This is a genomic window from Thioprofundum lithotrophicum (genome assembly GCF_055387065.1).
Window position 1 is genome coordinate 874,215 of sequence record NZ_AP042379.1, and the last position, 24,199, is coordinate 898,413.

A 24,199-nucleotide genomic window follows, 5' to 3' on the forward strand; every position below is an offset into this window, starting at 1 on the left:
ATCTAACGATGAGGTCAGCCGCCGCGTTAGCGGTCGGCTGAAGCGACTTGTTAGAGCCTCCCCATCCAATATTGTGGACGCCTGCGATAATGGGCAACCGCCAAAACTTCGATATTACCTGACGCCTCACGGTAAAGTATCGAAAATGGAAAACGCTTCATTCGGATCCGCCGTATATCGGGCTTCTTCTCAATTGGATACCTTTGAGGCGACTCGCACACCATTGCCATAACCTTTTCAAACTCAGCCAGATACAAGGCCCCAAGCCCTGCTCTTTTCGACTCGAAATAGGCTACAGACTCAAGATGTTCGGCTTCTGCTGCAGGATGAAATACGTAATTCACCGTAATAGTGCCCGGGCCTTACGCCTAACCTCTTCTGCCGGAACTGGCTGAACGATACCCTCGTCAAGTTCTCTCGCTCTTCGTTGAGCTTCTGCCAACCAGTCTTCTTCGATCTCGTTTTCGGTTGGCGAATCAAGGCTAAGCAACAGCTTCTTTGCCAATTCTGCTCGTTCTTCTTCAGACAAATGAAGAAGCTCTTCTTCAATTTCTTTCAGTTTCATATTGAATTACCTCTCAGACTGCGCTTTTGGCTCTAACGGCGCAAATAACTGGCTGGTGGAGGAGCGCAGCGACGAAACCAGTCCACGTTAATTTGCCTTGTTAGGTATCGGGCATGACAGAATCAACCCATTCTTGTGCCAGCTTGATATTACATATTCGTAGAAATTATCATTTCTTTGGGCTCCACAAATGGGGGCCAGCTCTTGGCCTGCTTGTGTAAGCATCGCCTTACCAAGTTGCAACTCATTATCTTTGTCTTTACTGAATTCGATTATTGTGGGCGTACCAAAGTAGAAGATTTGAGCATATTTTCCAAACCCCATGCGCCTATAACCAGAAATCGACTCAAATGAAATAAGCCCAATTGAATCTAGGTGTTTTAGCGAACTAAAGTTAATTCCATTCTTATTGTAGATTTCATTTTGTTCATCAAGGATGATAGGTACAACATCACCTATGAACCAACAATACTGACAAAAGGTGGTAAATAGTTGTGCATCTTTCTTATCCATTGACGCAACAAAATCTACTGTCCGTTTTGAAAATGTACCGGGATTCGACGCCTCACCGGACAACAAACGAGACCACAAAGATTGCATTTCTTTGTCCGATACCGTGTCACATTGCTTGAAAAAGTGTGCAATCCAATCCTCTTCGAGATCCTCTACTTTTGCATCAGGTTCCAACGATGATGCTGCCTGAGCCGTAATGGATTCAATGTTGTCCTGTTTTCTAGTTTCCTGCTGAACCAAGCGATCAATCGCTCTTTGCTGGATTTCGCTTAACTCGATCGAAGCTAATGCTTTAATCTTTTCTGCCTCAGCTTCAGCTTCTGCTCTCTTGCGAATTCGCCTCGGCTCATAAAGCACCCCAACAGCATTGGATACTTTCTCAATAAGCAATGTTGCCGGCTTGGAAAGGTCACCTAAGTTAATTAAAGAGCTTCCTTCTGCCACTAGTTGCTCCTTCTTCTACCTAACGCACAGATAACAGGCGCAAACTTCAATGCAGAGCATTGAAGTTTGCGTCCTTGTTAATTTTATTGTTAGGTTTTTTATTATATAAAATATGTCTACGATATAATTCTTTTGCTTGGTGTAATAGCTCAGATGACCCTGTATCCCAATACCAATATTTTTCAATCTCATCAAAAATTATTTGTGCTTCTTTATTTCCTGATAGCGCCGCAGCCAAAACACGAAACACCAATCTAGGATTACCGCGCCTATCTGGGCTGGCTTTTGTTTTTCTGACTTCAGCTAGTATTTTTTTGACCGACTCTTCATTGAGGCGAGGCGACCTAAATACATACTCCTCGGAATATTGTAATTCTCCCCCTGATATCTTATAAGTGTATTTCATGAATTTTACATTTCTCCACTCGGGGTTGCCGTTAATCCAAAAATCCTGAATCTCCCAAACCACCAAGCCATCATCACTTCCTTTTACAATATATGTATCTAATTCTCCATAAGCACTCAGAATGTGCCCATCTGAACAATTGGCGACGATAAAACACGAAGACTCTAATTCTCTTTCATCTAAAACTTTATCAACATACCCACACATCATCAGAGATAGATCGCTTTTCTCATTCTTAACAATCATTTTTGGTTTATCACCAGCCCTACTACAAAAACTATCCGGGCACACACAATCTGCTTCGGCAACAAAAGGAATACAAAATAAAATAAAGAATATTAGCTTGTTTTTCATTTGCGATTCATACCTAACGACAAGGGCAACAGGCTGGCAACGAAGCGCAGCGTAATTGCCAGTCCTTGTTGACCCGCTTGTTAGAGCTTTTATATATGATTATTTTTAACAAGAAACTCTCTACCTTTTTGGTCAAGACTATAAGTTACAGGCATACCTATGATGTATCGCTGATAAAGATATTCGTTTTCTGCTAGTTTCTCGGCATAATATTCAGCTTTTGTTTCGTTAATTCCGAGATGATGAGCAATTGCCGCAGCAGAGCCTCCTTCATCACCTGCACCAGACAATAACTTGAGAATCTCTATTTCAATTTCCTCTAGCCCCCCTATCTGCGCATTTGCAAGCTGTGCTTGAAGTTGTGAGTTTTGAGCCTCAAGCTCAGCTACGTGTGCTTTTAATTCAGCATTTTCTTCTTCTATATGCTTGAATCGTTCTTCGGCTAGCGCTAACCGCTCTTTCGCTACAGACAAAGCCGGATATTCTTTTAATAAATCAGATAACCACCCCATCCCATTATTCCTCTATTAAGCTCTAACGATAAAGCTGTGCGGCGCAAACGGAGCGCAGCGGAGTTTGCGTCCGAACGAGCGTATTGTTAGCGTTTTTCTACAAAGATGTAGACACTAAAATACATCATCGTTTTTATCAGGAAAATGTTGTAAATCTTCATGAAAATCACGCAGCGCCCTATCAACCAAACGTTGAAAATTTCTCTCTAAGCTATCCCAATTTGCTTGTTCTCTAGGCAAGGAGAGCCAAAGAACTTGCAAGCACTCTCTGATTTTTTGATCAACACCTGATATTGAAGCTGCAACATCTTTTCTGTTGGGGTGTGGTTTACGCAACATAATAATCTTCCTTATCAAATCCAGAACATGCCCGACGAGTATATTTTCCCGTTTGGATGCTCCCTTCGCTGAAATGGCGGTTCAGGTGGATTTAAATACATACTTTCTGCACCATTCTTAGAATATAAGCGAAATCCGTTTCTTTCCAACGAAGATATAGCATCATCTAAACTATTGAAGTTCATTTCATCAAACACGCCTGATGTATCACTAATAAAATATATTCTATATTGATTACTATTTACTTCCTCAATAAGCGCCCAATTTTGTTGAAGCATCTCAACAACCTTGAACCAATAAGCACGACTTTTAATATCTATTGTTTCAAGCATAACCGAACACTGCTAACGACAAAAATAACTTGCGCAAAACTCAGCGCCGCGCGCTGAGTTTTGCGTCAAGGTTAATTGGCTTGTTAGGTTTTCTACCTTTCAATTCCTCTTTCAAAGCTTTTAAGATTTCCAAGATCAGAGACCCACTCCGCCATACTCTCGCGATAGACATTAAACATTGGATTTATTTGATCTGGATCTTTTATTGCCCCGTAAAACACCATATACAGGCCAGGATATCGCGCATTTTTGTTGTAAATTGGTGCGCCACATCTCGAACAGAAATATTTTTCGCCTTTCCCTTCTACCGAATACGAAACTAGCGAACTATCACCACTATTGATATGAAGATCGGTTTCAGATACCGCAATGTATGTTGAGAATGCTCCGCCATTTCTCTTTTTACAATCATCACAGTGACAATTCAGAACGACTCTTGGTTTACCTGAAACTTGGAACGACACATCGCCACAGTGACAAGATCCCTGAATATTACTTTCCATAGCAGTTTCCTTATTTAAAACCTAACGACGAGCTCACCCGACGAAAACCGCAAAGCGGTTTTTGGTCGGGTGGAGCGGCTTGTTATAAGCTTTAGAATTCGCGTGGACCAATTACTGTTCCATCCATCAGAACGGCGACCCATGCTCCACCACCATACACTTTATTTCCGTCAATAACAGGAGTTAAATCTATTACATAATACCAACGATTAGAAATGAGTGAGCAGCCATATTTCTTGATTGATATTTCTTGGACTTTAACATCATCATAACGAGCATATTTTTGACGCCCATAATTTATTGCCGTTTGATACGCTGCAGACACACTCAATGGTGGTTCGCCATTTTCAGGACTCCATGCCTGAGTTTGCTCCAGTTGTTCTTGTGATATAAATAGCCCAATTTTCGTACCATCTTCCTTTGAAGTGCTCAAAACTGGATATTCGGCACCGCCACATGCAAGCGTACGGTTTGAAATTAGAAATACGAATATAGTGATAATCCCTGTCGGTATCTTCACGCTTTTCTCCTTGCTTATAACGCCTTGCTCAGCGGCAATTCAAAGTGGCACGTTTTTGCGGACGCAAAACAAGTGCCGCTTTGAATTGTCCGCTGGAGCTATTTGTTAAGCCTTTTCTTCATTTGCTAAATATAATGATTCGACTACATTCCTGAGATGGCGCAAACAATCCTTTGCTTTTTCCTTTCTTTGAAAAAGCGCCTCTTTACTGGTTCTTGACTTCTTTGGATGAATATACTCGTTACCATAGTCCCTGATTTCTTCCATTGACGATGTTATCTCTGGTATTCTCTCGCCAATTTCTTCGATAAGGTGGCTTAGCTTTTTTTGTTTTGACACGCCTTTTTTAATTGTGGTTTCGTATTTTGGACTGATCTTGAACTTATGTAGATTGTCCAAGATTACATATTCTAAAACTGAACGAGACAGCGCCAGCACTGAAAGCCAATTACCAAAAACATAAGAACGATATATTTCTATTATTCTGTATTTCGCATGAACAGGGATATCAGCACCTTTTCTGGACGTTCTTACTGGGTATAACTCTCCTGCGTTATCTAGCCAACTATCTGGCTCAAATTCTATTAGCTTGGAATCAAGTACATCATTTGCTCTACTAACTGAAAATGAATCTTCTAAGTCGGGATTATCTTCGATCAATTCCTCCATTCTTTCGATTGCAACATTAAATGTAAATCGTACTTTCCCCCCTGCTCCACTTGGGATTAGGGCACCATCGAGTAAACAGTATAATTCAGCTAAATCAGGATCAATGATTTCAAAAGCGCGATCTATTACCGGTAGATTGGGCAACACTCTGTCTTTATAGAATTCTAAGACATCACGAGGGATATCTTGTTGGACAGACGCATTTTCCAACACCCCTTTCTTAAATTCTGTTTCTATAGCATCAATATGGTTTTTTATATTTCTTAGTAATTCCCTATATCTAATTCTTTGGCTTTCAAGTGGCCGAATTTCACTCACAACCGATGGATCACAGATTGAGCATAGCTCTTCGTACTGCTGCTTAACCAACGGAAATCTTGCTGTGATCTTCATGCTTCTTCTCTTTTAGGCTTAACAGTGTATTAGGTGGATGGGTGGGATTTTAGGGTTAGGTGGAATTCTGCCTAATTCTGGTTCAGGAACACTTGGATCAGGCATGCTTGAACCCTGTTTGCCCATTCGTTATCCTCAAGCATAGTCAGGATGCTTCTCACAGACAAGGAGAGTCGGATGGATACTGATCGTGCTCGCCGTTTCTGACGGAAATTCTATTCTGAATTAGAAACTTACGGGATTCCTCCCCATCTTCGGCCGACGTACCGGCGGCATGCGCAGCGCTACATCGAGGCCCATGAGGGATTGCGCCTCGTTCATCATGGGCCTCGGGAAGTATCGGCTTATCTTGAACACCTGGGACGCTCGACGTCCTGTACGGCGCAAGCTTATGCGCAGGTTGTGCGTGCTCTAGAGATACTGTTTCTCCGTCTGGTGAAGGCGCCGTGGGCGGTTCGGTTTTCCTGGGAAGATTGGTTGCAGCGGGCGCAGGCGATTCCGGTCAACCACGCCACTGTCTTGCGCGACCGTCGGGTCGTTTCCCCGGAACGGGCAGAGGGCCATCGCCTCGCCCCCGGCACGCTGACCGGGGCTGTTGCAAAGGCCCATGCGATCGAGCCGGAACTGCTCGAACGGCTGGTGGGCGCGATTCGCATGCGAGACTATTCCATCCGGACCGAGGAGGCCTATCTTTCCTGGCTCGCACGGTTCATGCTTTTTCATGATCCCCTGCCGCCGGATGCGTGGACAGCGACACATGTCCGGGCCTTTCTCGAACATCTGGTGCTGAAACGCAAGGTTTCGGTCAGCACGCAAAAGCAGGCGCTCAATGCGCTGGCCTTCGTGTTCCGGCATGTGCTCGATCGCCAATTCGACCTCGACACCTTCACCCGCTCCCGCAAGCCTGTTCGGGTGCCCGTGGTGTTGAGCCGTGACGAAGTCCGACGGGTACTCGGTGCCATCAAGGCGCCCACCTACCGTTTGATGGCCGACCTGCTGTATGGCTGTGGCCTGCGGCTGATGGAAGCGGTCCGCCTGCGGGTGCAGGACGTGGATTTCGAGCGTCATCGCATCGTGATCCGCGAAGCCAAGGGCCGCAAGGATCGGGTAGTGCCTCTCCCACGGCGTCTCGTTGCACCGCTCACCAGTCAGGTCGAACAAGTCCGGGCACTTCATGCACGTGATCTCGACGCCGGTCATGGCGAGGTCTATCTGCCCGATGCACTGGCACGCAAGTATCCTCAGGCGCCCCGTGAACTGCGCTGGCAATACCTCTTCCCCTCGGCACGCCTATCCCAGGATCCACGCAGCGGTCGGGTTCGGCGCCATCATATTCATGAAAACAGTCTGCAGAAACAGATCCGGCGCGCAGCCAACGCATCCGGCATACTCAAGCGCGTGACCAGCCATACCTTTCGTCATTCCTTCGCCACCCACCTGCTCGAAGCCGGTACCGACATTCGCACGGTACAGGAATTGCTTGGCCACGCCGACGTGAACAACACCATGATCTACACCCATGTGCTCGACCGGCCCGGCGTCACGGTGGCCAGCCCCCTCGACAGTCTGGACTCGCCGGCGTAGCCGACCGGGGCTGCGGGTCTTGCCTTGGCCTCCAGGCTGGCGGATACTTTGTGCATGGATCCAACCCCCTCTCTGACCGGCCATTTCCTGATCGCCATGCCGAATCTGGCCGATCCCAACTTCTTTCATACCGTGACCTTCCTCTGCGAGCACAACGCAGCCGGAGCCATGGGCCTGGTGATCAACCGGCCCACAGAACTCACGCTGACCGATCTGGCCGAACAGATTGGAGTGGAGATCACCGAGCCGGAGGTGGCCCACACGCCCATCTACCAGGGCGGGCCGGTGCAGACGGAGCGGGGTTTCGTGTTGCACACGCCTTTTGGGGAGTGGGACAACTCGCTGGAGGTGACCCCGGGCGTGACGCTGACCCTGTCGCAGGACATCCTGGAAGCCATCGGTGCCGGGGTGGGGCCGGAAAAGTACCTCATCGCCCTGGGCTATGCCGGCTGGGGCGAAGGCCAGCTCGAGGACGAGCTGGCGCAAAATGCCTGGCTCAATGGGCCGGCCGATCCGGCCATCGTCTTCGACACGCCGGCCGAGTCCCGCTGGACGGCCGCCGCCGCCCATCTGGGCGTGGATCTGAACACCCTTTCCACCGACATCGGGCATGCCTGAAACCCTGCTGGGGTTCGACTACGGTACCCGCCGGATCGGCGTGGCCGTGGGCCAGACCCTGACCGGCACGGCCCGCCCCCTCACCACCCTGCCCTGCCGCAACGGCAAGCCCGACTGGGAGGCCATTGGCCGGCTGATCCGCGAATGGCAACCAAGCCGGCTGGTGGTGGGCCTGCCCCTGCACATGGACGGCACCGAACAGCCCATGACCGATCAGGCCCGGCGCTTTGGCCGCCAGCTCGAAGGGCGGTACAATCTGCCCGTGGAATGGATGGACGAGCGGCTGAGTTCCGAGGAAGCCGAGCGCGCACTGGGGTCGGCCCGTGACAAGGGCGCGGTGGATGCCGTGGCTGCGGCGGTGATTCTGCGTGACTGGCTGGCGACGCGGGGCGGGAGTTTGGCTTGACAGCCTGTCGGGCCGGGCCCGAGCCACATGAACACAATAAAGGTATAACTGCATGCCCGAACGCCTCGACGTGAACGCCCTGCTGGCCGACCTGGCCGGCGATCTCAAGACCACGCTCGATGCGCGCGGCATCACCGATCCGCTGATGATCGGCATCCACACCGGCGGCGTCTGGGTAGCCGAACACCTGCACGCGGCGCTGGGCCTGCAGGCACCGCTCGGCGCCCTCAACATCGTTTTCTACCGTGACGATTTCACCCGCATCGGCGTGCATCCCCGGGTGGAGCCTTCCAACCTGCCCTTCGAGGTGGAAGACCGGCACATCGTGCTGGTGGACGACGTGCTGCACACGGGACGCACGGTGCGCGCCGCGCTCAACGAAATCTTCGACTACGGCCGGCCCGCTTCGGTGCTGCTTGCGGTGCTGGTGGATCGCGGCGGCAAGGAGCTGCCCATCTGTGCCGACGTGGTGGGCGCCACCCTCGAGCTGCCGCCGGGGAAACACGTGAAACTGAGCGGTCCCGAACCGCTGCGCCTGAGTGTGGGGGAGGCCGCCGAATGAGCCGCCGCGGACTGCAGTTCGACGACGAGGGCCGCCTGCGCCATTTCATCACCCTGGACGGGCTGGACCGCGCCACCCTCACCGAGATCCTCGACAGCGCCGAGAACTTCGCCACCGTGGGCACCCGCCAGGTGAAGAAGGTGCCGCTGCTGCGCGGCAAGACCATCGCCAACCTGTTCTTCGAACCCAGCACCCGTACCCGCACCACCTTCGAGCTGGCGGCCAAGCGCCTCTCGGCCGACGTGCTCAACCTCAACATCAGCACTTCCTCGGCCAGCAAGGGGGAGAGCCTGCTCGACATGCTGCGCAACCTCGAGGCGATGAACTGCGACATGTTCGTGGTGCGCCACAACACCTCCGGCGCGGCCCACTTCATCGCCGAGCACGCCGCGCCCCACATCAGCGTGATCAACGCCGGCGACGGCTGGCACGCCCATCCCACCCAGGCGATGCTGGACATGTTCACCATCCGCCGCCACAAGGGCGACTTCACCGCCCTGCGGGTGGCCATCGTGGGCGACATCAAGCATTCGCGGGTGGCCCGCTCGGAGATCCAGGCGCTGTCGATCCTCGGCGTGCCGGAGATCCGGGTCATCGCGCCCCAGACCCTGTTGCCGCCGGAGGCCAAGCGCATGGGCGTGCACGTCTATCATTCCATCGAGAAGGGCATCCGCGACGTGGATGTGATCGTAATGCTGCGCCTGCAACGGGAGCGCATGGAGGGGGCGCTGCTGCCCTCGGAGGACGAATACTTCGCCCGCTTCGGGCTCACCGAGGCCAAGCTGGCGCTGGCCAAACCCGACGCCATCGTCATGCACCCCGGCCCCATCAATCGCGGCGTGGAGATCGACTCGGCGGTGGCCGACGGCCCGCGCTCGGTGATCCTGGAACAGGTGAGCAACGGCCTGGCGGTGCGCATGGCCATCATGGCCAAGGTGCTCGGCCGCGGGCCCCAGAGCGAGGAGGCGGCCTGATGCGGATCCGGATCCACGGCGGGCGCGTGCTCGACCCGGCCAGCGGCTTCGATGCCATCACTGATCTATATATAGGTGATGGAAGGATCCTGAGCGTGGGCAAGGCGCCCGACGGCTTCACCGCCGATCGGGAGATCGATGCCCACGGCCTGCACGTGATCCCGGGACTGGTGGACGTTTCGGCCCGCCTGCGCGAGCCGGGCCAGGAGCACAAGGGCACCATCGCCAGCGAGACCCGCGCCGCGGCCGCCGGCGGCATCACCACCCTGTGCCTGCCCCCCGACACCGATCCGGTGATCGACACCCCGGCGGTGGCCGAACTCATCGCCCGCCGCGCACGCGACGCGGGCCATGCCCGGGTAGTCACCCTCGGCGCCCTCACCCTGGGGCTGGGCGGCGAACAGCTCGCCGAGATGGCCCTGCTGCGGGATCAGGGCCATTGCGTGGGCGTCTCCAACGCCTGCCGGCCGGTGACCAGCACGCGGGTGATGCGCCGGGCCATGGAATACGCCGCGAGCTGTCGCATGACCGTGTTTCTGCATGCCGACGACGCCAGCCTCTCCCAGGGTGGCTGCGTGCACGAGGGCGTGATGAGCACCCGCCTGGGCCTGCCCGGCATTCCCGACGCCGCCGAGACGGTGGCCGTGGCCCGCGAGCTGATGCTGATCGAACAGACCGGGGTGCGCGCCCATTTCTGCCATCTGTCCACCGCCCATGCGGTGCAGATGGTGGCCCGCGCCCGCCACGACGGCCTGCCGGTGAGCATGGGCACCACCGCCCATCACCTGCACCTGACCGAAATGGACATCGGCGACTTCGACAGCCGCGCCCATGTGCTGCCGCCCCTGCGCACCGAGCGGGATCGCGACGGCCTGCGCGAGGGCGTGGCCCGCGGCGCCATCAGCACCATCTGCTCCGACCACCAGCCCCACGACGCCGATGCCAAGCTGGCGCCCTTCCCCGAAACCGAACCGGGCATCTCGGGGCTGGAAACCCTGCTACCCCTGGCCCTGCGCCTGGTGGAAGACGGCATCGCCGATCTGCCCACGGTGCTCGGCAAGCTCACCCATGAACCCGCCGCCATCCTGGGTCTGGACGACTGCGGCCGCCTCCAGCCCGGCCTGCGCGCCGACATCTGCCTCTACGCCCCCCGCCAGCCCTGGCGGGTGGACGGCTCGGCCTTCCTCAGCGCCGGCAAGAACACCCCCTTCGACGGCTGGGAGCTGCGGGGCCAGGTGCTCTACACGCTGCTGGAAGGGAAAGTGGTGTACGATTTCAATTCTGAATAGGCGATTTTTCCCCTCACCCTGTCCCTCGGCTCTGGCTCCTGCTTCGCCCTACCTCCCGCCTCCTTGCGGTCGTCTCCCCAAAGGGGAGAGGGGACCCTTCGTTCGATCAGTTGCCATGCCGGTTCCGCTACGCTTGAACCGGCCTACGGTTCCGGGAACCCCGTAAGTCGGTTCAAGCGTAGCGGAACCGACGAATTGCCGGCTTCGCCGTTCCCCCTCACCCTGTCCCTCGGCTCTGGCATCCTGCTTCGCCTACTTCCCGCATCCTTGCAGTCATCCCCCCGGCAGGAGAGAGAACCCTTCGTTCACCGGCTGTGGGAGCGGCGCAAGCCGCGATGATGTCGGATGGCATGCGGCCTGATTCGCCTCTGACATCCGTGTCAGGTGAACAGGGCGATCAGGGTGATGGCATTGCGCTGTGTCTGCAGGGTGGCGTCCACCACCAGGGCGATGTTGGTGTTCTGGATGATCTGGGTGGCGAGGATGCGATCGGCCATCAGGCCAATGTTGTCGGCCATCACCAGAATCTTGTCGGCCATTTCCAGAATGCGGTCGGCCATGGTGCCGATGTCGTCCGACAGGCGCAAAAGGGTGTAGGCCGCAGTAACGATGGTCGTGCTCGCGGTGGTGGCGGACAGGACACTGACCTGTTCCGCCAAACCGAGAAGCCCCTGGGCCAAGGCAGCGCTCTGGCCAGCCAGGTTCTGCAACAGCGCCAGCAGTTCGGCGTCAAGCGCAACCGTGGAACCGGCAGCGCGGGCGGCATCCACACTGGCGAATTGAACGGCGATGCCGTCGCGCAGAGCCTCGAGATCGTTCTCCACTGCCGACAACTGACTGCCGAGGGTCAGGGGAGTGAGTGTCAGACTCTCCATCGTGGCCAGCAGGGTCTCCCCACCGGCCTGCAGGCTCGTCAGCGCCTGTTCGAGATTCTCCGTGTCGAAGACGGCGGCCTGCGAGAGAGGCGGAAGGAACAACAAGAGGGCCAACAGACCCGAACGGATGCAGTAAAACATGACGGTCTCCTCGTTTCGGTTTGTGCGATGTCCCAGCTTGGCCTGCCGCCCCCTCACGTGTCGGTGACGAAGTCACGTATAATTCCGGCATCCCTACCCGGAGCCTGCCCATGACCACACACCGTGACACCATCTTTCTCGAAGAGGCCGAAATTCTCGAACGCGTGGCGTGGGAGGGGGATCAATACTGGCTGAAGGTGAAGGCGCCGAAGATGGCGGCCACGGCCCGGGCGGGGAGTTTCGCCCACATCACGGTGCATCCCCTGCGGCCCATGCGGCGGCCCGTGTCGATCCTGCGGGTGCACGAGGCCGCAGGGGAGGTGGAGTTTCTGTTCAAGGTGTTCGGCGAGGGCACGGCGCTTCTGGCCGAACGGCAGGTGGGCGAGACGCTGAGTGTGCTCGGGCCCATCGGCCGGCCCTTCGCGCTGCATTCGGAACGGCCGCGGCCGCTGCTCATCGGCGGCGGGGTGGGGATGCCGCCGATGGTCTTTCTGGCCGACGAGATCCGCCGCCAGCATCCCGATTTCAGGCCCCTGATGATCCTCGGCTCCGAGGTGCCCTTTCCCTTCCGCATGCAGCCTTCGGAATTCCTGGTGCCGGGGATCCCCGAGGGGGTCATCGCCACCCTGCCGCTGGTGGAGGAATGGAACATTCCCTGCAGGCTGGCCAGCCTGCAGGGCTATCCGGGCTGCTTCGAGGGTTACGTGACCGATCTGGCCCGGCGCTGGCTCGATGCCCTGGATGCGGCGCAGCGGGCCGAGGTGGAGGTGTTCTCCTGCGGGCCCCACCCCATGCTCGAGGCGGTGGCGGCCCTGGCCCGGGAATACGATCTGCCCTGTCAGGTCTCGCTGGAGGAGTTCATGGCCTGCGGCGTGGGCGGCTGCGCCGGCTGCGTGGTGGAAGTGCAGACCGAGGACGGCGCGCGCATGCAGCGGGTATGCGTGGACGGGCCGGTGTTCGAGGCGCGGGCGGTGTTCGGTTGAAGCGGTAGCGGGGGTCGCGGCGGGGGCGCCGCTCCTACAGGGGTTTGTGCCATCGGTAGGAGCGGCGCGAGCCGCGATGAATCCAGGGCGTGTTCCCGAAACCCTGCAGCGCAGGCCGGGGCCGGTGGCGAGCATTGTTTTGGTATGCCGTATTCTGACGGCTGCAAGGGGATACGAGAAGTTGGCGGCTGGTCGCGGCTTGCGCCGCGCCTACAGGGGTTCGTGCCACCGGTAGAAGCGGCGCGAGCCGCGATGAATCCAGGGCGTGTTCCCGAAACCCTGCAGCGCAGGCCGGGCCCGGTGGCGGGCATTGTTTTGGTATGCCGTATTCTGACGGCTGCAAAGGGCAACGAGATGTTGATGGCTGGTCGCGGCTTGCGCCGCTCCTACAGGGGTTCGTGCCACCGGTAGGATCGGGCGCCCTCGTCACTCAAGCGCGCTGAGGTAGGCGGCGAGGGCGGCGATGTCCTGATCGGTGAGGTCGCGGGTCTGGGCGGACATGATGTTGCTGCGGCGTTTGCGGTTGCCGTCGCGGAAGGCGGTGAGGGTGGCGATCAGGTATGCGCGGCGCTGGCCGGCGAGACGGGCGTAGTCGTGGGTGCCGTGCCCGTCGGGGCCGTGGCAGGCGGCGCAGTGCTGGCGGAAGAGTTTCGCGCCGCGGGGGGCGAGCCGCGGGTCGGGGCGGGCGGTGCGGGGCGTATTGGACGAGAAATAGATGGCCAGGTTGAGCTTGTCCTCGTCAGTGAAGTCCTTGGCCAGGGCCTGCATGACGAAGTTCTTGCGCCGGCCGGTGGCGAAGTTGTCGATCTGCTTCCAGAGGTAGTGGGGATTCTGGCCGGCCAGGTTGGGCACGTCGGGCTTGCGGCTGTTGCCGTCTTCGCCGTGGCAGACGCTGCACAGGGTGGCCCGTTCGCGGCCGGCCTCGAAGGCCGCCTGGAGACGCGCCGGATCGGCCTGGATGCGGGCGAAGCGGGCGGCGAGATCGCTGCGGGGCGCGGCGGCAGACTGGGCGGCCAGGAGGAAGAAAATGGCGCCAGCCACGAATGCGTTCGGACAACCGGTTTTCATGCAACCTCCGAAGACGTGATCGAGACCTGGCGGCCGGCCCGGAGGCCGGCCTGCAGAGGCGCATAATACCACAGGAAAAGTGGCGTTTCAGAAGCCGCGGATCCGGGTCACGCCGCCGTAACTGCCGATCCAGAATTCGCCGTCCGCGTCGATGTCCATGGAGAAGACGTTGGCCGAGAACAGGCCGTCGGCCACGCCGTAGTTGCGGAAGGTCTTGCCGTCGAAGCGGGACAGGCCGTTGCTGGTGCCGATCCAGAGGTTGCCCTGGTCGTCGCCGTGGAGCATGAAGATGTGGTTGGCGGGCAGGCCGTCGGCCACCGTGTAATTGGTCCAGGTCTTGCCGTCGAAGTGGCCGAGGCCGCCGCCCCAGGTGCCGACCCAGACGCTGCCGTCGTCAGCCACCCACAGGGCCACGATGTAGTTGGGGTTGTAGGCGATGTTCACGCCTTCGAGCCCCTGCTCCTTCTTCTGGGTGGCGTGGTGGCTGGAGACGCGGGCCGGATCGTTGGCGAAGCGGATGTCGGCCTTGACCTTCTCGTAGTCGGCGCCGAGCCCGCTGGCATGGTTCCAGTTCTGCCACTGGCCCTGGTCGTAATGGGCCAGGCCGCCTTCGGTGGCCAGCCACACGTCGCCGTGCTTGCCGGCGGCGAGGCCGTAGACCCAGTCGTTGGGCAGGCCGCCGCCAGTATTCTCCACCGTGTACAGTTCCCACTTGCTACGGTCGTGCAGATCGCCGCCCACCACGCGGTTGACGCCGGACCAGGTGGCCACCCAGATGTCGCCATTGGGCATGGCCAGCACGTCATAGACGAAGGCGTCGCCCAGGCCGTCGGGGATGTTGAGGATCGCCCATTTGTCGGTCTGCTTGTCGTAGATGGACAGGCCGCCGCCGTAGGTGCCGACGAAGATCTTCTCGCCCAGTTTGCTCAGGTGGAAGATGCCGTTGGAGAGCAGCGCGCCGCCGGTCTTGGTGGTGTACATGCGGTGCTGATCGGTCTTGCGGTTGTAGCGGATCACGCCGCCGGAGGTGCCGATCCAGATCTCGTCGCCGTCGGCCAGAATGGCCTTGACGTTGCGGTTGCCGACCCGGAAGTGGGTGAAATCGAGCGCCGCGTGCGGCGCCCCCTCGGCGAGGGTTTTCGCCGGCATCGATCTTGCGGCGCTCTGCTTCGGGGCCGGGGCCGGGCTCGCGGCCTGACGGCTGCCCAGCCAGTAGGCGCCGGCGGCCACGGCCAGAAGCGCCACGATGAAGATCCCCACGGTCTTGTTGTTCACGTCAGCTTACCTCGTTGTTGGATGCGGAACGGGCGCCCGGCGGCTGAGCCGGTTGACGCCCCCCTTGGTGGCGGCCCACACATCCCCGTCGGGAGAGATGGCCAGGGAATAGACATGGTTGTCGAGCAGGCCGGTGTTGCGGTCGAAGGTTTGCCAGGTCTGGCCGTCGTAGCGGCTGATCCCCTTGTCGGTGCCGAACCAGAACACCCCGTCCTCGCCCTGGACGATGCTGTAGACCACGTTGCCGGCCAGGCCGTCGCGGGTGGAGAGGCTGGTCCAGCGCCGGCCGTCGTAGCGGCTCACCCCGCCGCCCCAGGTGCCGGCCCAGACCACGTCTTGCGGGTCCACCCAGACGGCGAACACGTAATTGGGGTTGTAGGTCTCCTTGCCCTGGCGCATCAGGCTGAGATCGTGGCGGCTGCGGGTGCCAAGGCCGGTGTTGCGGCTGGGCGGCAGGTTGTCGTGGTTGGGCGCGCCGAGCCCGTCGGCGTGGGTCCAGCTGTGCCACTGCTTGCCGTCGAACATGCTGATCCCGCCTTCGGTGCCGAACCACACCCGATCCCGGCTGTCCACGTCGAGGCCGTAGACCCATTCGTTGACGAGTTCCCGCACGTAGGTGGTGAATTCGCCGGTCTTCGGATCGTAGCGGTTGGCACCGGCCCAGGTGCCGATCCACCAGCTGCCGTCGCGCTGGGCGGTGAAGGCATAGATCCAGTAGTCGGCCAGGCCGTGCAGGGGAAAGAAGGTCTTCCACTGGCCAGCCTTGTAACGGGAAACGCCGCCGCCGTTGGTGCCGAACCACTTGTACCCTTGCGGATCGATGCCGATGGCGAAGACGTATTCGTTGGCCAGCCCTTCCTTGCGGGTGAAGGTGTTGCGCATGGCGTAGGTCTCGAGATCGATCTGCAGCACGCCCACCGAGGTGCCCACCCAGAGGCTGTTGGTGGCCGGCTCCACCGCCAGGGAGCGGACGAAGACGCTGTCGCCCACACGGAAGGTGTCGGCCACCCGCCAGGGCGGCGGCGCCGGTTCGGCCAGATCCACCGTCTTGCCGGTTTTCGTGGCCGGCGCTTCGGTCGGCGGGCGGTCGCAGGCCGCCAGGGCCAGCGCCGCGAGCAGCAGGGGGAACAGGTTTCGCAACAGGCAGGTTTTCATTGCAGGGTTCTCATGTAGGCGATGACGTCGAGGATCATCGTGTTGTCGAGGATGCCACGGTAGCCGGGCATGGCATCGACGCCGTCGCGGATCTTCTCCAGCAGGACGCCGTCGGGCTGGAACAGCTTCTGTCCCTGGGTGAAATCGGGCGCGCCGGGCATCGGCCGACCCGGCGCGTGGCAGCTCATGCAGTGCTGCAGGAACAGGTCCTGGCCCCGCACCGGATCGGCGGCCCGGGCGGGCAGGACGCCCAGGGCGCAGAGCAACAGCGCGATGACGAGATGGCGTGGTATCGGCATGGCGTGGTTTCTCCCCTTCGAGCGGGCGCGGCTCAGCGGCCGTCGCCGTATTCGTCCAGTTTGCGATACAGGGTCGACTGGCCGATCCCCAGGTTGCGGGCGGCCAGCGAACGATCGCCCTTGGCCTCTTCCAGCGCGCGCATGATCAGGCTGCGCTCATAGAGCCGCACCTGTTCGCGCAGGGTGAGCCGGCCGTTTTGCGGCGGTTCGGGCAGGTGATCGTCGGCCAGCGCGGTGATGGTCTCGGGCAGATCGCCGATGGTGATCAGTTCGTCCTCGGCCAGGATCAGGGCGCGATCGATGACGTTCTCCACTTCCCGCACGTTGCCGGGCCAGTCGTAGGCCAAAAGCAGGCTCTCGGCCTCCGGCGTCAGCCGCAACGTGCGCCCCTTGGCGAAACGCTCGGCGTCCCGCTCGAGCAGGAAGCGGATCAGCTTGCGGATGTCCTCGCGCCGCTCCCGCAGGGGCGGAATGTGGATGTGGAAGACGTTCAGGCGGAAATACAGATCCTCGCGGAAGGTCCCCGCCTCGACCATCCTGTCCAGCTCCCGGTTGGTGGCGGCGATGATGCGCACGTCCACCTTGCGGAACCGTTCGCCGCCCACCGGCCGGATCTGCTGGCTTTCGATCACGTGCAGCAGTTTCACCTGCAGGTGCAGGGGCAGTTCGCCGATTTCGTCGAGAAACAGGGTGCCCCGGTCGGCTTCGACGAACAGGCCTTTCTTGGCCCGCTCGGCGCCGGTGAAGGCGCCCTTCACATGGCCGAACAGCTCGCTCTCGATCAGGTTCTCGGGAATCGAACCGCAGTTGACGGGAATGAACGGCGCCTCGGCCCGGTGACTGAGGGCATGGATGCGCCGTGCGGTGACGCCCTTGCCGGTACCGCTCTCGCCGGTGATGAGGACGGTGGAATCGGTGGGCGCCACCTTGCCGATCAGCTTGTCGATCTGCCGGATCGCCGGCGATTCGAACTGACAGCTTTCGTCCTTCTCCAGCAGCACCAGGGTTCGCAGCAGGCGGTTCTCGTTGCGCAACCCCCGCAGGTCCACGATCTGCTTGACTTGGTGCAGCACCTCCTCGGTGCGCACCGGCTTGGTGAGATAGTCGAAGGCGCCCAGGCGCATGGCCTCGATGGCCGTGTCGAGCGAGGCATGGGCGGTGACCAGCAGGAAGGTGGTATCGATGCCGGCCTGCTGCACGGCGCGCAGCAGATCGATGCCGCTCATCTCCGGCATGCGGATGTCGCAGATGGCGATGTCGATGTCGCCCGCCTGCATCCGCTCCAGGGCCGCGGGCGCTTCGCCCAGCTCCTCCACGTCGTAACCCGCCTTGCGCAGGTTGCTGGCCAGCACCTGGCGAATGGCCAGTTCGTCGTCGACCACCAGGATGCGCGCACGCGTCATGCCTCTCCCTCCTCCAGCAGCGCCCGTTCCACGGGCAGATAGACGAAGACCCGGGTGCCCTTGCCCGGGGTACTGTGGATTTCCATGCGCCCGCCGTGCGCCTCGACGATGGCGTTGCACAGGGTCAGTCCCTGGCCGGTGCCCTTGCCCGTGCGCTTGGTGGTGAAGAACGCCTGCTTGGCCTTGGCCAGCACGTCGGACGACATGCCTTCGCCGTTGTCCTCGACCACGAAGAACACGTGATCGTGCACCCGCCCGGTCTTGATGCAGACACAGGGCGCTCGCGGCTGGGCGGATTCCAGGGCGTCGGCCGCGTTGACCAGGAGATTCATGATCACCTGGGTGATCTGATCCGAGACGGCGTTGATGGCCGGCAGGCGCTTGTCCAGATCCAGGCGCAGAGCGATGTTCTTCCAGCGTTCGTCGTAGCGCATGAGGTTGGTGGTGCTGCGCACCAGGCCGTTGAGATCCACCAGGCTGCTGTCGGAAGACTGGGGCTGGGCGATTTCGGAGATCTGGTGGGTAATGTGGCTGAGGCGCTGCACGTGCTCGAGCACCATGCGCAGCTTGCATTCGTCTTCCGGCTCGAGCAGAGGGCACTGGCCGGTCTCCCGGGCTTCGATGATGTCCTTAACCAGCCCCGAGATGGCCGCGATGGGATTGCCCACTTCGTGGGCGATGCCGGCCGCCAGGCGGCCGATGGAGGCCATCTTCTCCTGGTGGAAGGTCTTCTGCCGCTCGATCTCCAGATCGTGTTCCTGCTGGCGCAGATCCCGGGCCAGGCGGCAGATCACCCGGGCCAGTTCGCCGACTTCGTCGGTGCGCTCCACCGGCAGTTCCACTTCGCGCTCACCCCGGGCCACGGCCATGCTGGTGTGGGTGAGCATGTGCAGATCCTGGCTCAGGCGCCTGAAGAACAGGCGGGTGATGAGGCCGAGAAAGGTCAGCACCCCGAGCCCCAGCGACAGGGCGATGAGCGCCGCCCGGTTGCTGCGCTCGCGATAGTTTTCCACCAGTTGCTGGCGATGTTCGGCACTGCGGCCAAGCGCCGCGCGCAGTTCGGCGAGGAAACGCGACTGCGCCGCAGCGAAACGCGCGAGACGCTCGGGGGAAGGATCTGCGGCGGCGGCCTGCAGGGCCGTCTCCAGTTCCTGCGCGGCGGCGGCGCCCGGAAACAGGGGACGGATCTCGCGCTGCAGCATCTCCTGGTAACGCTGCAGGTGCCGTTGCAGATGCTCCCGTCCGCCGGGATTGCGCAGGTTGTCGGTGTTCAGGACATGGGACTCGATCTCGCCCAGCAGCCGCGCCTCCATCTCGTGCAGCTGCAATTCCCGGGCGTAGGCCGCCTGCAGCGTGCCGAACTCGCGCAGCAGGAGATTCTTCTGGTAGAACACGAATATCGCCAGCAGGATGGCGAAGGCCAGCAACGTGCCATAGGTGAGATAGGCCTTCAGGCGCAGGGAGATGCGCCGCTGCATCGGTGCCTGTCCGTCTTGCCAGTTGCGCGCGTCCATGGTCGATCTTCCTCGGCCCGGCCGGGGCCTGTCGGGTGGGCAGGCCGGTTTCCCGGCGGCTTGCCATCCAAGCTGTACGTACTCCCAACGCATACTGTGTCATGACAACCCGGCCGCGTTCTTGCGCCGGGTCAAGTTTTCGTGTTTGCAATAACCCACTCGCCTGCCCCGCTATTGGCCATCGGCCGGCGGCGCCGGGGTTTCGCAATTCTCCGGCTGCCACTGCTCGAGCAGCTTGTGGGCCTTGGCGAGCCAGGGGTCGCCCGGCCCGGAGTGACGCAGAAAGATCCGCATGGCCGCTTGCGCCTCGGTGAAGCGCGCCTGAGCGGCCAGGGCCAGGGCCAGGCCGTAGTGGGCGTTGGCCTGGACCGGGCGCAGGCCGATGGCCTGGCGGAAAGCGGCTTCAGCCTCGCCGTGCCTGTCCAGATCGAGCAGCACGAAGCCCCGGTTCACCCACGCCTCGGGCAGCGACGGGGCCAGCGCGAGCACGTCTTCCCAGACGGTCAGCGCCTTCTCCGGCTGGCCCGTGTGCTGAAGGTTGACGGCCTCGCGAAACCGGGTAGCCACGCGCTGGGCCTGCATGTGCCGGGTGACATCGAACCCCTCCTCTGTGGCGGACGGCGGCTTGCCGGGCAGGCCCCGGACCAGCCATCCCACGCCCAGGATCAGCACCAGGGTGAGCGCCGCGGCGCCCCAGCGCACGTCATGCCGCCGCGACCTGGACAGGGCCCCGCTCATGACTCCGCCCCCGGCGACCGCCCGCGGCGCAGGAAACGGCGGCGGGCTTCGGCGATGATCCGCTCGCGCCGCTCGGCGGACACGCGCCGGCCGGCGGCCAGATCGCGCAGCAGGGCCCGCATGCCGGGATCCTGCCAGTCGAGAGCGCCGTGCAGGCGCAGGCGGATCACGCCCTCGCCGTCGACGAGCAGGGTGAGGGGATAGTCATGGACGCCGAGGCGCAGCTCGGCGCGCCTCTGGTCGATCAGGGCCACCGGCAGGCGCAGGCGATGGCGGCGCAGGAACTCCTTGACCAGGAACGGATCCTCCTCCACCGCCAGGGTGGTCACCACGATGCCCTCCCGGCCCAGGGTGTCAGCCAGTTGCTGCAGATCCGGCATCTCCTGCCGGCAGGGCGGACACCAGACCGCCCACACGTTCACCAGCCGCAGGCGTGCCGGCGGCAACGGCCAGGGCACGGGCTGGCCCTGCGCGCCGCGCACGATGAGCGGCGGAAAGGCCGTGCCTTCGGCAGCCGGCCCCGCGGGCGGGCGCTGGCAGGCCACCGCCAGCAGGGCCAGCCACGCGCCGATGACGGCGGGCCACAGCCGGCGTTCGCGCCTCATCCGGCTTCCTCCATGCGGCCCGCCGCAACCATGTGGCTGCGGGCCGGCCACAGGGGCCGCAACACCAGCCACAGGAACCACAGGGTCGCCGCCAGGCCGATGAAACCGCCGATGCCCATCAGCAGCATCCCGGCCCATTCCTGGACCTGTTCGAGCACGGCCGTGCCCGGGGTCTTGCGCGGCACGCCATGCAGTCCCGACCACAGCAAGCCGCCGACCAGCAGCAACAGGCCGACCCCGTAGAGGCGCAACTGGCGCCGCACCTGACGGGCCGGCGCCGCGGCAAGGCCCAGGCGCGCCAGCAGCAGGTGGGTGATGGCCATGAAGGCCAGCGTGACGGCCCCCACCGTGCCGTGATAGTGCGCGGTCACCACCACGTTGTCTTCGCGGATCATGGCCCCGGCCACGAGGCCGGCCGCGAACAGCAGGATGGAGAGCAGCAGGGCGTTGCAGGAGGGATCGGCAAGCGCGCCGGGGCGCCGCCCCAGGCGTCCCAGCAGCCAGGCCCCGAGGGCGGCGGCCACCGGCCAGCTGCCCCAGCGCATCAGCTCGGTCCAGGCCGCCCGCCAGGCTTCGCTGGCCGGCGGCAGGAGCACCACGATCAGGGGGGCGAACAGGGCCGGCAGGGCCGCCATGGCAAACAGCCCCGCCAGGCGCAGGCGCGGCGCCGGCAGCCGCGCCCGGCCCGCCAGCACTGCCCAGGCGGTGAGCATCAGCAGCAGGTGGGTGAATTGCAGCAGATGCCCCCCGCCCCAGAACAGATTCTCGAAATCGCGCCCGGGCCGCAGCAGGATCGTGGCCAGCAGCACGCCCAGCGCCAGCAGGGTGATCACCGCCGCCTGACGGGGGCCGGCCGCCACCCCGCGGCCGGTGCCGGTCAGGGCCCGCAGCGCCATCACGCCGATCCCGCTGAGGAACAGCCCCAGGCCGCCGAGAAAGACCGGGCCATCGATCACCGGCACGTAGTTGCTGAGCACCGCCTGGTGCTCGCCCAGCAGGCGCGCCAGCAACAGCAGGCACACACCGCCCACCGCCAGCGCCCAGGCCAGCCAGCCCGCCCGGGCGTGCCGCGCCCCGCCCGTGAGACTCCACCAGAGGCCGGCGAAGGCCAGGAACCAGACCGTGACCGCCAGGTTGACGTGCATCACCAGGGCGCTGCGGAAGAAATCGGGCGCCAGCCAGTGGGCGATGAACGGCGTGCGCGCCACCACCAGCAACAGGGCAAACAGGGTGGAGATGGCCAGGGCGGTCAGGGCCAGGACCAGCCAGGCCAGGGCCAGGCGGCGGCGCTCACCGGCGGGGACGGGCAGTTCGGGCCAGGCGTTCATGCTAGACGGCTCCCTGGTGCGGCACCTGGCTGACGAAGGGCACCCCGTAGAAGGTGAGGAAGCCGAGCACGAACACGGCCACCACCAGCCAGGCGCCGCGCTGCGGCGAGGGCCGGAGGGTGACCCGCAGATGCAGGGCGAAGCCCAGCACCAGCCAGGTGATGAAGGCCCAGGTCTCGAGCGGATCCCAGGCCCAGTAGCGGCCCCAGGCGTCCTGGGCCCAGATGGCGCCGGCGATCAGCATCAGGGTATCGAAGATGAAGGCCAGCATCATGAAGCGGTAGGCCAGATCGTCGAGCCGGCGATCGCTCGGCAGGCTGGCGAAGCGTCGTTGGCCGAAGGCGCTGCGGCGCAGCAGGATCACGCCGGCCATGCCCAGGGCCACGAACACGCCGCCCATGAACACCTTGCCGAAGAGGATGTGGATCACCAGCCAGGTGGTGTCGTAGGTGGGGGGCACGTAGGCATCCTTGGGATCGGTGAGCACCATCCAGCCGGCCATGATGAACATCAGCGGCAGCACCACCGCGGCGGTGGGGCGGATGGGACGGTAGCGCCAGTAGGCCAGGGCATAGATGAACAGCAGGCCGAACACGCCGCTGGAGAGGATCTCGTGCATGGTGATGTAGGGGCCGTGGTCGAGCCGGATCCAGCGATGGCCGATGGCCAGGCCATGCGCCAGCAGGCCGCTCCAGAGGAGCCCCTGGAGGGTCTTCTCCGGCTTCCTGCCGAAGATCACGGCCACGATGGCCAGGGCGCCGGCCAGCACGTACAGCACCACGGCGGTCCACAGAAGCTGGATTTCCCGTTCCACGTCGCTACCTCTTCAGTCGTCGTCTTCTTCCGCCCGCCAGGGGCGCGCGGCGCACTTGCGCCAGTAATGCCAGCCCATGCCCAGCACCGCCACCACGCAGGCGGCCAGCAGCCAGGGAATGGTGCGGTCGTAGAACACCGTGTAACCCATCCACTGGCGCAGGCCGAGGAAAGTCAGGGTGCCGTCGGCCAGCGTGACCCGATCCCCCGGCCGCAGCACGTGGCGCTGCCCGTCGGCACGCAGCACCAGCCGGTAGTCGCGCGGCAGGCGAAAGCGCGAGGGCCGCGCCGGATCCAGCACCACTTCGTCCATCTCCAGCAGGGTCCAGAGGCGGTGGCCGGTGCCCGGCAGCGTCCACGCCAGGGCCTGCCGGTATTCGTGGGCCGGATAGCTCGGCAGATGCACCGAGCCGGTTCGCGCCGGACCACCGTCGGCCGGCTGCCAGCGGAACAGGGGGGCGAAGCCCTTGTTGTGGGTGGTGTAGAAACGGTAACCGTCGATCACCAGTGGATGGTGATCGCCGATCACCCCTTCCTGCAACCGCCCCCCGGCATCCAGCCAGGCCACGCGGCTGAGGGTGCGCCCCCGTTCGCGGCCCGGGTGGTATTCGATGGTGAACGGCAACTGGCGAAAGCGCACGGCACTTATCGTGTCGGGGTGCAGGGGGCCGGCATCGCGCCCGGTGAGGGTGCCGTCGAACCATTCCCCTTCGGTGATCTCCAGTTGCCCGCGCAGGTAGGTGAGCCGGCTGACGGCCAGCAGGATCACCAGCATCAGCAGGGCCAGGTGAAACACCAGCAGGCCACCCTGGCGGCGAAAGGCCGGGTTGGTGGTGATGGCCGCCAGCAGGTTCAGCGCGAACAGGCCGAAGGGCACGGCCAGCACCCAGCCGTCCAGCCGGTTGACGAGATACACCGCCACCACCAGCACGGCGAACAGCACGAAGATGGCCAGGGTCAGCTTCAGGGAACCGACCGAAACCCACCACGCGCGTTCCTGCATCACGGCACTCATGACA

General features: G+C 61.3%; 29 protein-coding genes. 7 read left to right on the forward strand and 22 right to left on the reverse strand.

Going from position 1 to position 24,199, the window contains the following annotated elements; translation table 11 throughout:
• Nucleotides 1-50: 50 nt before the first annotated feature.
• The 10 genes from ACZ5BH_RS04085 to ACZ5BH_RS04130 form a co-directional block, all read right to left on the reverse strand.
• Nucleotides 51-344, reverse strand: coding sequence for a type II toxin-antitoxin system RelE/ParE family toxin (locus tag ACZ5BH_RS04085; protein WP_464890640.1), 294 nt, complete (start codon nt 342-344; stop codon nt 51-53).
• Entirely contained in the window at nt 341-565 is a 225-nt protein-coding gene (locus ACZ5BH_RS04090; protein ID WP_464890641.1) for an addiction module protein, read from the reverse strand. The genes ACZ5BH_RS04085 and ACZ5BH_RS04090 overlap by 4 nt, the downstream gene beginning before the upstream one ends.
• A gap of 87 nt (nt 566-652) precedes the next feature.
• Nucleotides 653-1,522: a DUF2806 domain-containing protein gene (locus ACZ5BH_RS04095; RefSeq protein WP_464890642.1), complete on the reverse strand. Its 870-nt coding sequence runs from the start codon at nt 1,520-1,522 to the stop codon at nt 653-655.
• 46 nt (nt 1,523-1,568) lie between these two features.
• Nucleotides 1,569-2,282, reverse strand: coding sequence for a hypothetical protein (locus ACZ5BH_RS04100; RefSeq protein ID WP_464890643.1), 714 nt, complete (start codon nt 2,280-2,282; stop codon nt 1,569-1,571).
• Nucleotides 2,283-2,371: 89 nt separating this feature from the next.
• On the reverse strand, nt 2,372-2,794 hold the full coding sequence (locus tag ACZ5BH_RS04105) for a hypothetical protein (protein ID WP_464890644.1): 423 nt from the start codon (nt 2,792-2,794) through the stop codon (nt 2,372-2,374).
• 114 nt (nt 2,795-2,908) lie between these two features.
• The gene (locus ACZ5BH_RS04110) at nt 2,909-3,133 is read right to left on the reverse strand and encodes a hypothetical protein (RefSeq protein WP_464890645.1); all 225 of its coding nucleotides are present in this window, start codon (nt 3,131-3,133) and stop codon (nt 2,909-2,911) included.
• A 14-nt stretch (nt 3,134-3,147) separates the two neighbouring features.
• Entirely contained in the window at nt 3,148-3,465 is a 318-nt protein-coding gene (locus tag ACZ5BH_RS04115) for a hypothetical protein (RefSeq protein WP_464890646.1), read from the reverse strand.
• 92 nt (nt 3,466-3,557) lie between these two features.
• Entirely contained in the window at nt 3,558-3,968 is a 411-nt protein-coding gene (locus tag ACZ5BH_RS04120) for a GFA family protein (protein ID WP_464890647.1), read from the reverse strand.
• A 91-nt stretch (nt 3,969-4,059) separates the two neighbouring features.
• Nucleotides 4,060-4,488, reverse strand: a complete 429-nt coding sequence (locus tag ACZ5BH_RS04125) for a hypothetical protein (protein ID WP_464890648.1) — start codon at nt 4,486-4,488, stop codon at nt 4,060-4,062.
• A 105-nt stretch (nt 4,489-4,593) separates the two neighbouring features.
• The gene (locus tag ACZ5BH_RS04130) at nt 4,594-5,550 is read right to left on the reverse strand and encodes a hypothetical protein (RefSeq protein WP_464890649.1); all 957 of its coding nucleotides are present in this window, start codon (nt 5,548-5,550) and stop codon (nt 4,594-4,596) included.
• Between the two features lie 477 nt (nt 5,551-6,027).
• Between ACZ5BH_RS04130 and ACZ5BH_RS04135 the strand changes: the two genes are divergently transcribed.
• From ACZ5BH_RS04135 to ACZ5BH_RS04160, 6 genes are read left to right on the forward strand one after another with little or no spacing between them, the layout of a single operon-like run.
• The gene (locus tag ACZ5BH_RS04135) at nt 6,028-7,134 is read left to right on the forward strand and encodes an integron integrase (RefSeq protein WP_464890650.1); all 1,107 of its coding nucleotides are present in this window, start codon (nt 6,028-6,030) and stop codon (nt 7,132-7,134) included.
• A 54-nt stretch (nt 7,135-7,188) separates the two neighbouring features.
• Nucleotides 7,189-7,752 carry a YqgE/AlgH family protein gene (locus tag ACZ5BH_RS04140; protein ID WP_464890651.1) on the forward strand — a complete coding sequence of 188 codons (564 nt, stop codon included), beginning with the start codon at nt 7,189-7,191 and terminating at the stop codon, nt 7,750-7,752.
• Entirely contained in the window at nt 7,745-8,158 is a 414-nt protein-coding gene (ruvX, locus tag ACZ5BH_RS04145) for a Holliday junction resolvase RuvX (protein WP_464890652.1), read from the forward strand. The genes ACZ5BH_RS04140 and ruvX overlap by 8 nt, the downstream gene beginning before the upstream one ends.
• A 52-nt stretch (nt 8,159-8,210) precedes the next feature.
• On the forward strand, nt 8,211-8,720 hold the full coding sequence (gene pyrR, locus ACZ5BH_RS04150) for a bifunctional pyr operon transcriptional regulator/uracil phosphoribosyltransferase PyrR (RefSeq protein ID WP_464890653.1): 510 nt from the start codon (nt 8,211-8,213) through the stop codon (nt 8,718-8,720).
• Nucleotides 8,717-9,694: an aspartate carbamoyltransferase catalytic subunit gene (locus ACZ5BH_RS04155; protein WP_464890654.1), complete on the forward strand. Its 978-nt coding sequence runs from the start codon at nt 8,717-8,719 to the stop codon at nt 9,692-9,694. The genes pyrR and ACZ5BH_RS04155 overlap by 4 nt, the downstream gene beginning before the upstream one ends.
• A complete protein-coding gene (locus ACZ5BH_RS04160; protein WP_464890655.1) occupies nt 9,694-10,983 on the forward strand; it encodes a dihydroorotase in 1,290 nt (429 codons plus the stop codon). Before ACZ5BH_RS04155 ends, ACZ5BH_RS04160 begins: the two co-directional genes overlap by 1 nt.
• A 380-nt stretch (nt 10,984-11,363) precedes the next feature.
• On the opposite strand, the gene ACZ5BH_RS04165 is transcribed toward ACZ5BH_RS04160, so the two are convergent.
• Nucleotides 11,364-11,999 carry a hypothetical protein gene (locus ACZ5BH_RS04165; RefSeq protein WP_464890656.1) on the reverse strand — a complete coding sequence of 212 codons (636 nt, stop codon included), beginning with the start codon at nt 11,997-11,999 and terminating at the stop codon, nt 11,364-11,366.
• A gap of 110 nt (nt 12,000-12,109) precedes the next feature.
• Here ACZ5BH_RS04165 and ACZ5BH_RS04170 point away from each other — a divergent pair, with 110 nt between their 5' ends.
• A complete protein-coding gene (locus tag ACZ5BH_RS04170; RefSeq protein ID WP_464890657.1) occupies nt 12,110-12,982 on the forward strand; it encodes a dihydroorotate dehydrogenase electron transfer subunit in 873 nt (290 codons plus the stop codon).
• Nucleotides 12,983-13,408: 426 nt separating this feature from the next.
• Here the strand turns inward: ACZ5BH_RS04170 and ACZ5BH_RS04175 are convergent, their stop codons facing one another.
• From ACZ5BH_RS04175 to ACZ5BH_RS04225, 11 genes are all read right to left on the reverse strand, one after another.
• Complete coding sequence (locus ACZ5BH_RS04175; protein WP_464890658.1) at nt 13,409-14,023, reverse strand: c-type cytochrome; 615 nt, start codon at nt 14,021-14,023, stop codon at nt 13,409-13,411.
• A 114-nt stretch (nt 14,024-14,137) separates the two neighbouring features.
• The gene (locus ACZ5BH_RS04180) at nt 14,138-15,325 is read right to left on the reverse strand and encodes a ligand-binding sensor domain-containing protein (protein WP_464890659.1); all 1,188 of its coding nucleotides are present in this window, start codon (nt 15,323-15,325) and stop codon (nt 14,138-14,140) included.
• Between the two features lie 6 nt (nt 15,326-15,331).
• Nucleotides 15,332-16,480: a ligand-binding sensor domain-containing protein gene (locus ACZ5BH_RS04185; RefSeq protein WP_464890660.1), complete on the reverse strand. Its 1,149-nt coding sequence runs from the start codon at nt 16,478-16,480 to the stop codon at nt 15,332-15,334.
• Nucleotides 16,477-16,779 carry a c-type cytochrome gene (locus ACZ5BH_RS04190; RefSeq protein ID WP_464890661.1) on the reverse strand — a complete coding sequence of 101 codons (303 nt, stop codon included), beginning with the start codon at nt 16,777-16,779 and terminating at the stop codon, nt 16,477-16,479. Before ACZ5BH_RS04190 ends, ACZ5BH_RS04185 begins: the two co-directional genes overlap by 4 nt.
• A 32-nt stretch (nt 16,780-16,811) precedes the next feature.
• Entirely contained in the window at nt 16,812-18,182 is a 1,371-nt protein-coding gene (locus ACZ5BH_RS04195) for a sigma-54-dependent transcriptional regulator (protein ID WP_464890662.1), read from the reverse strand.
• The gene (locus ACZ5BH_RS04200; protein WP_464890663.1) at nt 18,179-19,696 is read right to left on the reverse strand and encodes a sensor histidine kinase; all 1,518 of its coding nucleotides are present in this window, start codon (nt 19,694-19,696) and stop codon (nt 18,179-18,181) included. Before ACZ5BH_RS04200 ends, ACZ5BH_RS04195 begins: the two co-directional genes overlap by 4 nt.
• Before the next feature lie 171 nt (nt 19,697-19,867).
• Entirely contained in the window at nt 19,868-20,434 is a 567-nt protein-coding gene (locus ACZ5BH_RS04205) for a tetratricopeptide repeat protein (RefSeq protein WP_464890664.1), read from the reverse strand.
• Nucleotides 20,431-21,039 (reverse strand): TlpA family protein disulfide reductase, encoded by a 609-nt coding sequence (locus ACZ5BH_RS04210; RefSeq protein WP_464890665.1) that lies wholly within the window; start codon nt 21,037-21,039, stop codon nt 20,431-20,433. The genes ACZ5BH_RS04205 and ACZ5BH_RS04210 overlap by 4 nt, the downstream gene beginning before the upstream one ends.
• Nucleotides 21,036-22,367, reverse strand: coding sequence for a cbb3-type cytochrome c oxidase subunit I (locus tag ACZ5BH_RS04215; RefSeq protein WP_464890666.1), 1,332 nt, complete (start codon nt 22,365-22,367; stop codon nt 21,036-21,038). Before ACZ5BH_RS04215 ends, ACZ5BH_RS04210 begins: the two co-directional genes overlap by 4 nt.
• A 1-nt stretch (nt 22,368) precedes the next feature.
• Nucleotides 22,369-23,181 carry a cytochrome c biogenesis protein CcsA gene (gene ccsA, locus ACZ5BH_RS04220; protein ID WP_464890667.1) on the reverse strand — a complete coding sequence of 271 codons (813 nt, stop codon included), beginning with the start codon at nt 23,179-23,181 and terminating at the stop codon, nt 22,369-22,371.
• 12 nt (nt 23,182-23,193) lie between these two features.
• Nucleotides 23,194-24,195, reverse strand: coding sequence for a cytochrome c biogenesis ResB family protein (locus ACZ5BH_RS04225; protein ID WP_464890668.1), 1,002 nt, complete (start codon nt 24,193-24,195; stop codon nt 23,194-23,196).
• Between the last annotated feature and the right edge of the window lie 4 nt (nt 24,196-24,199).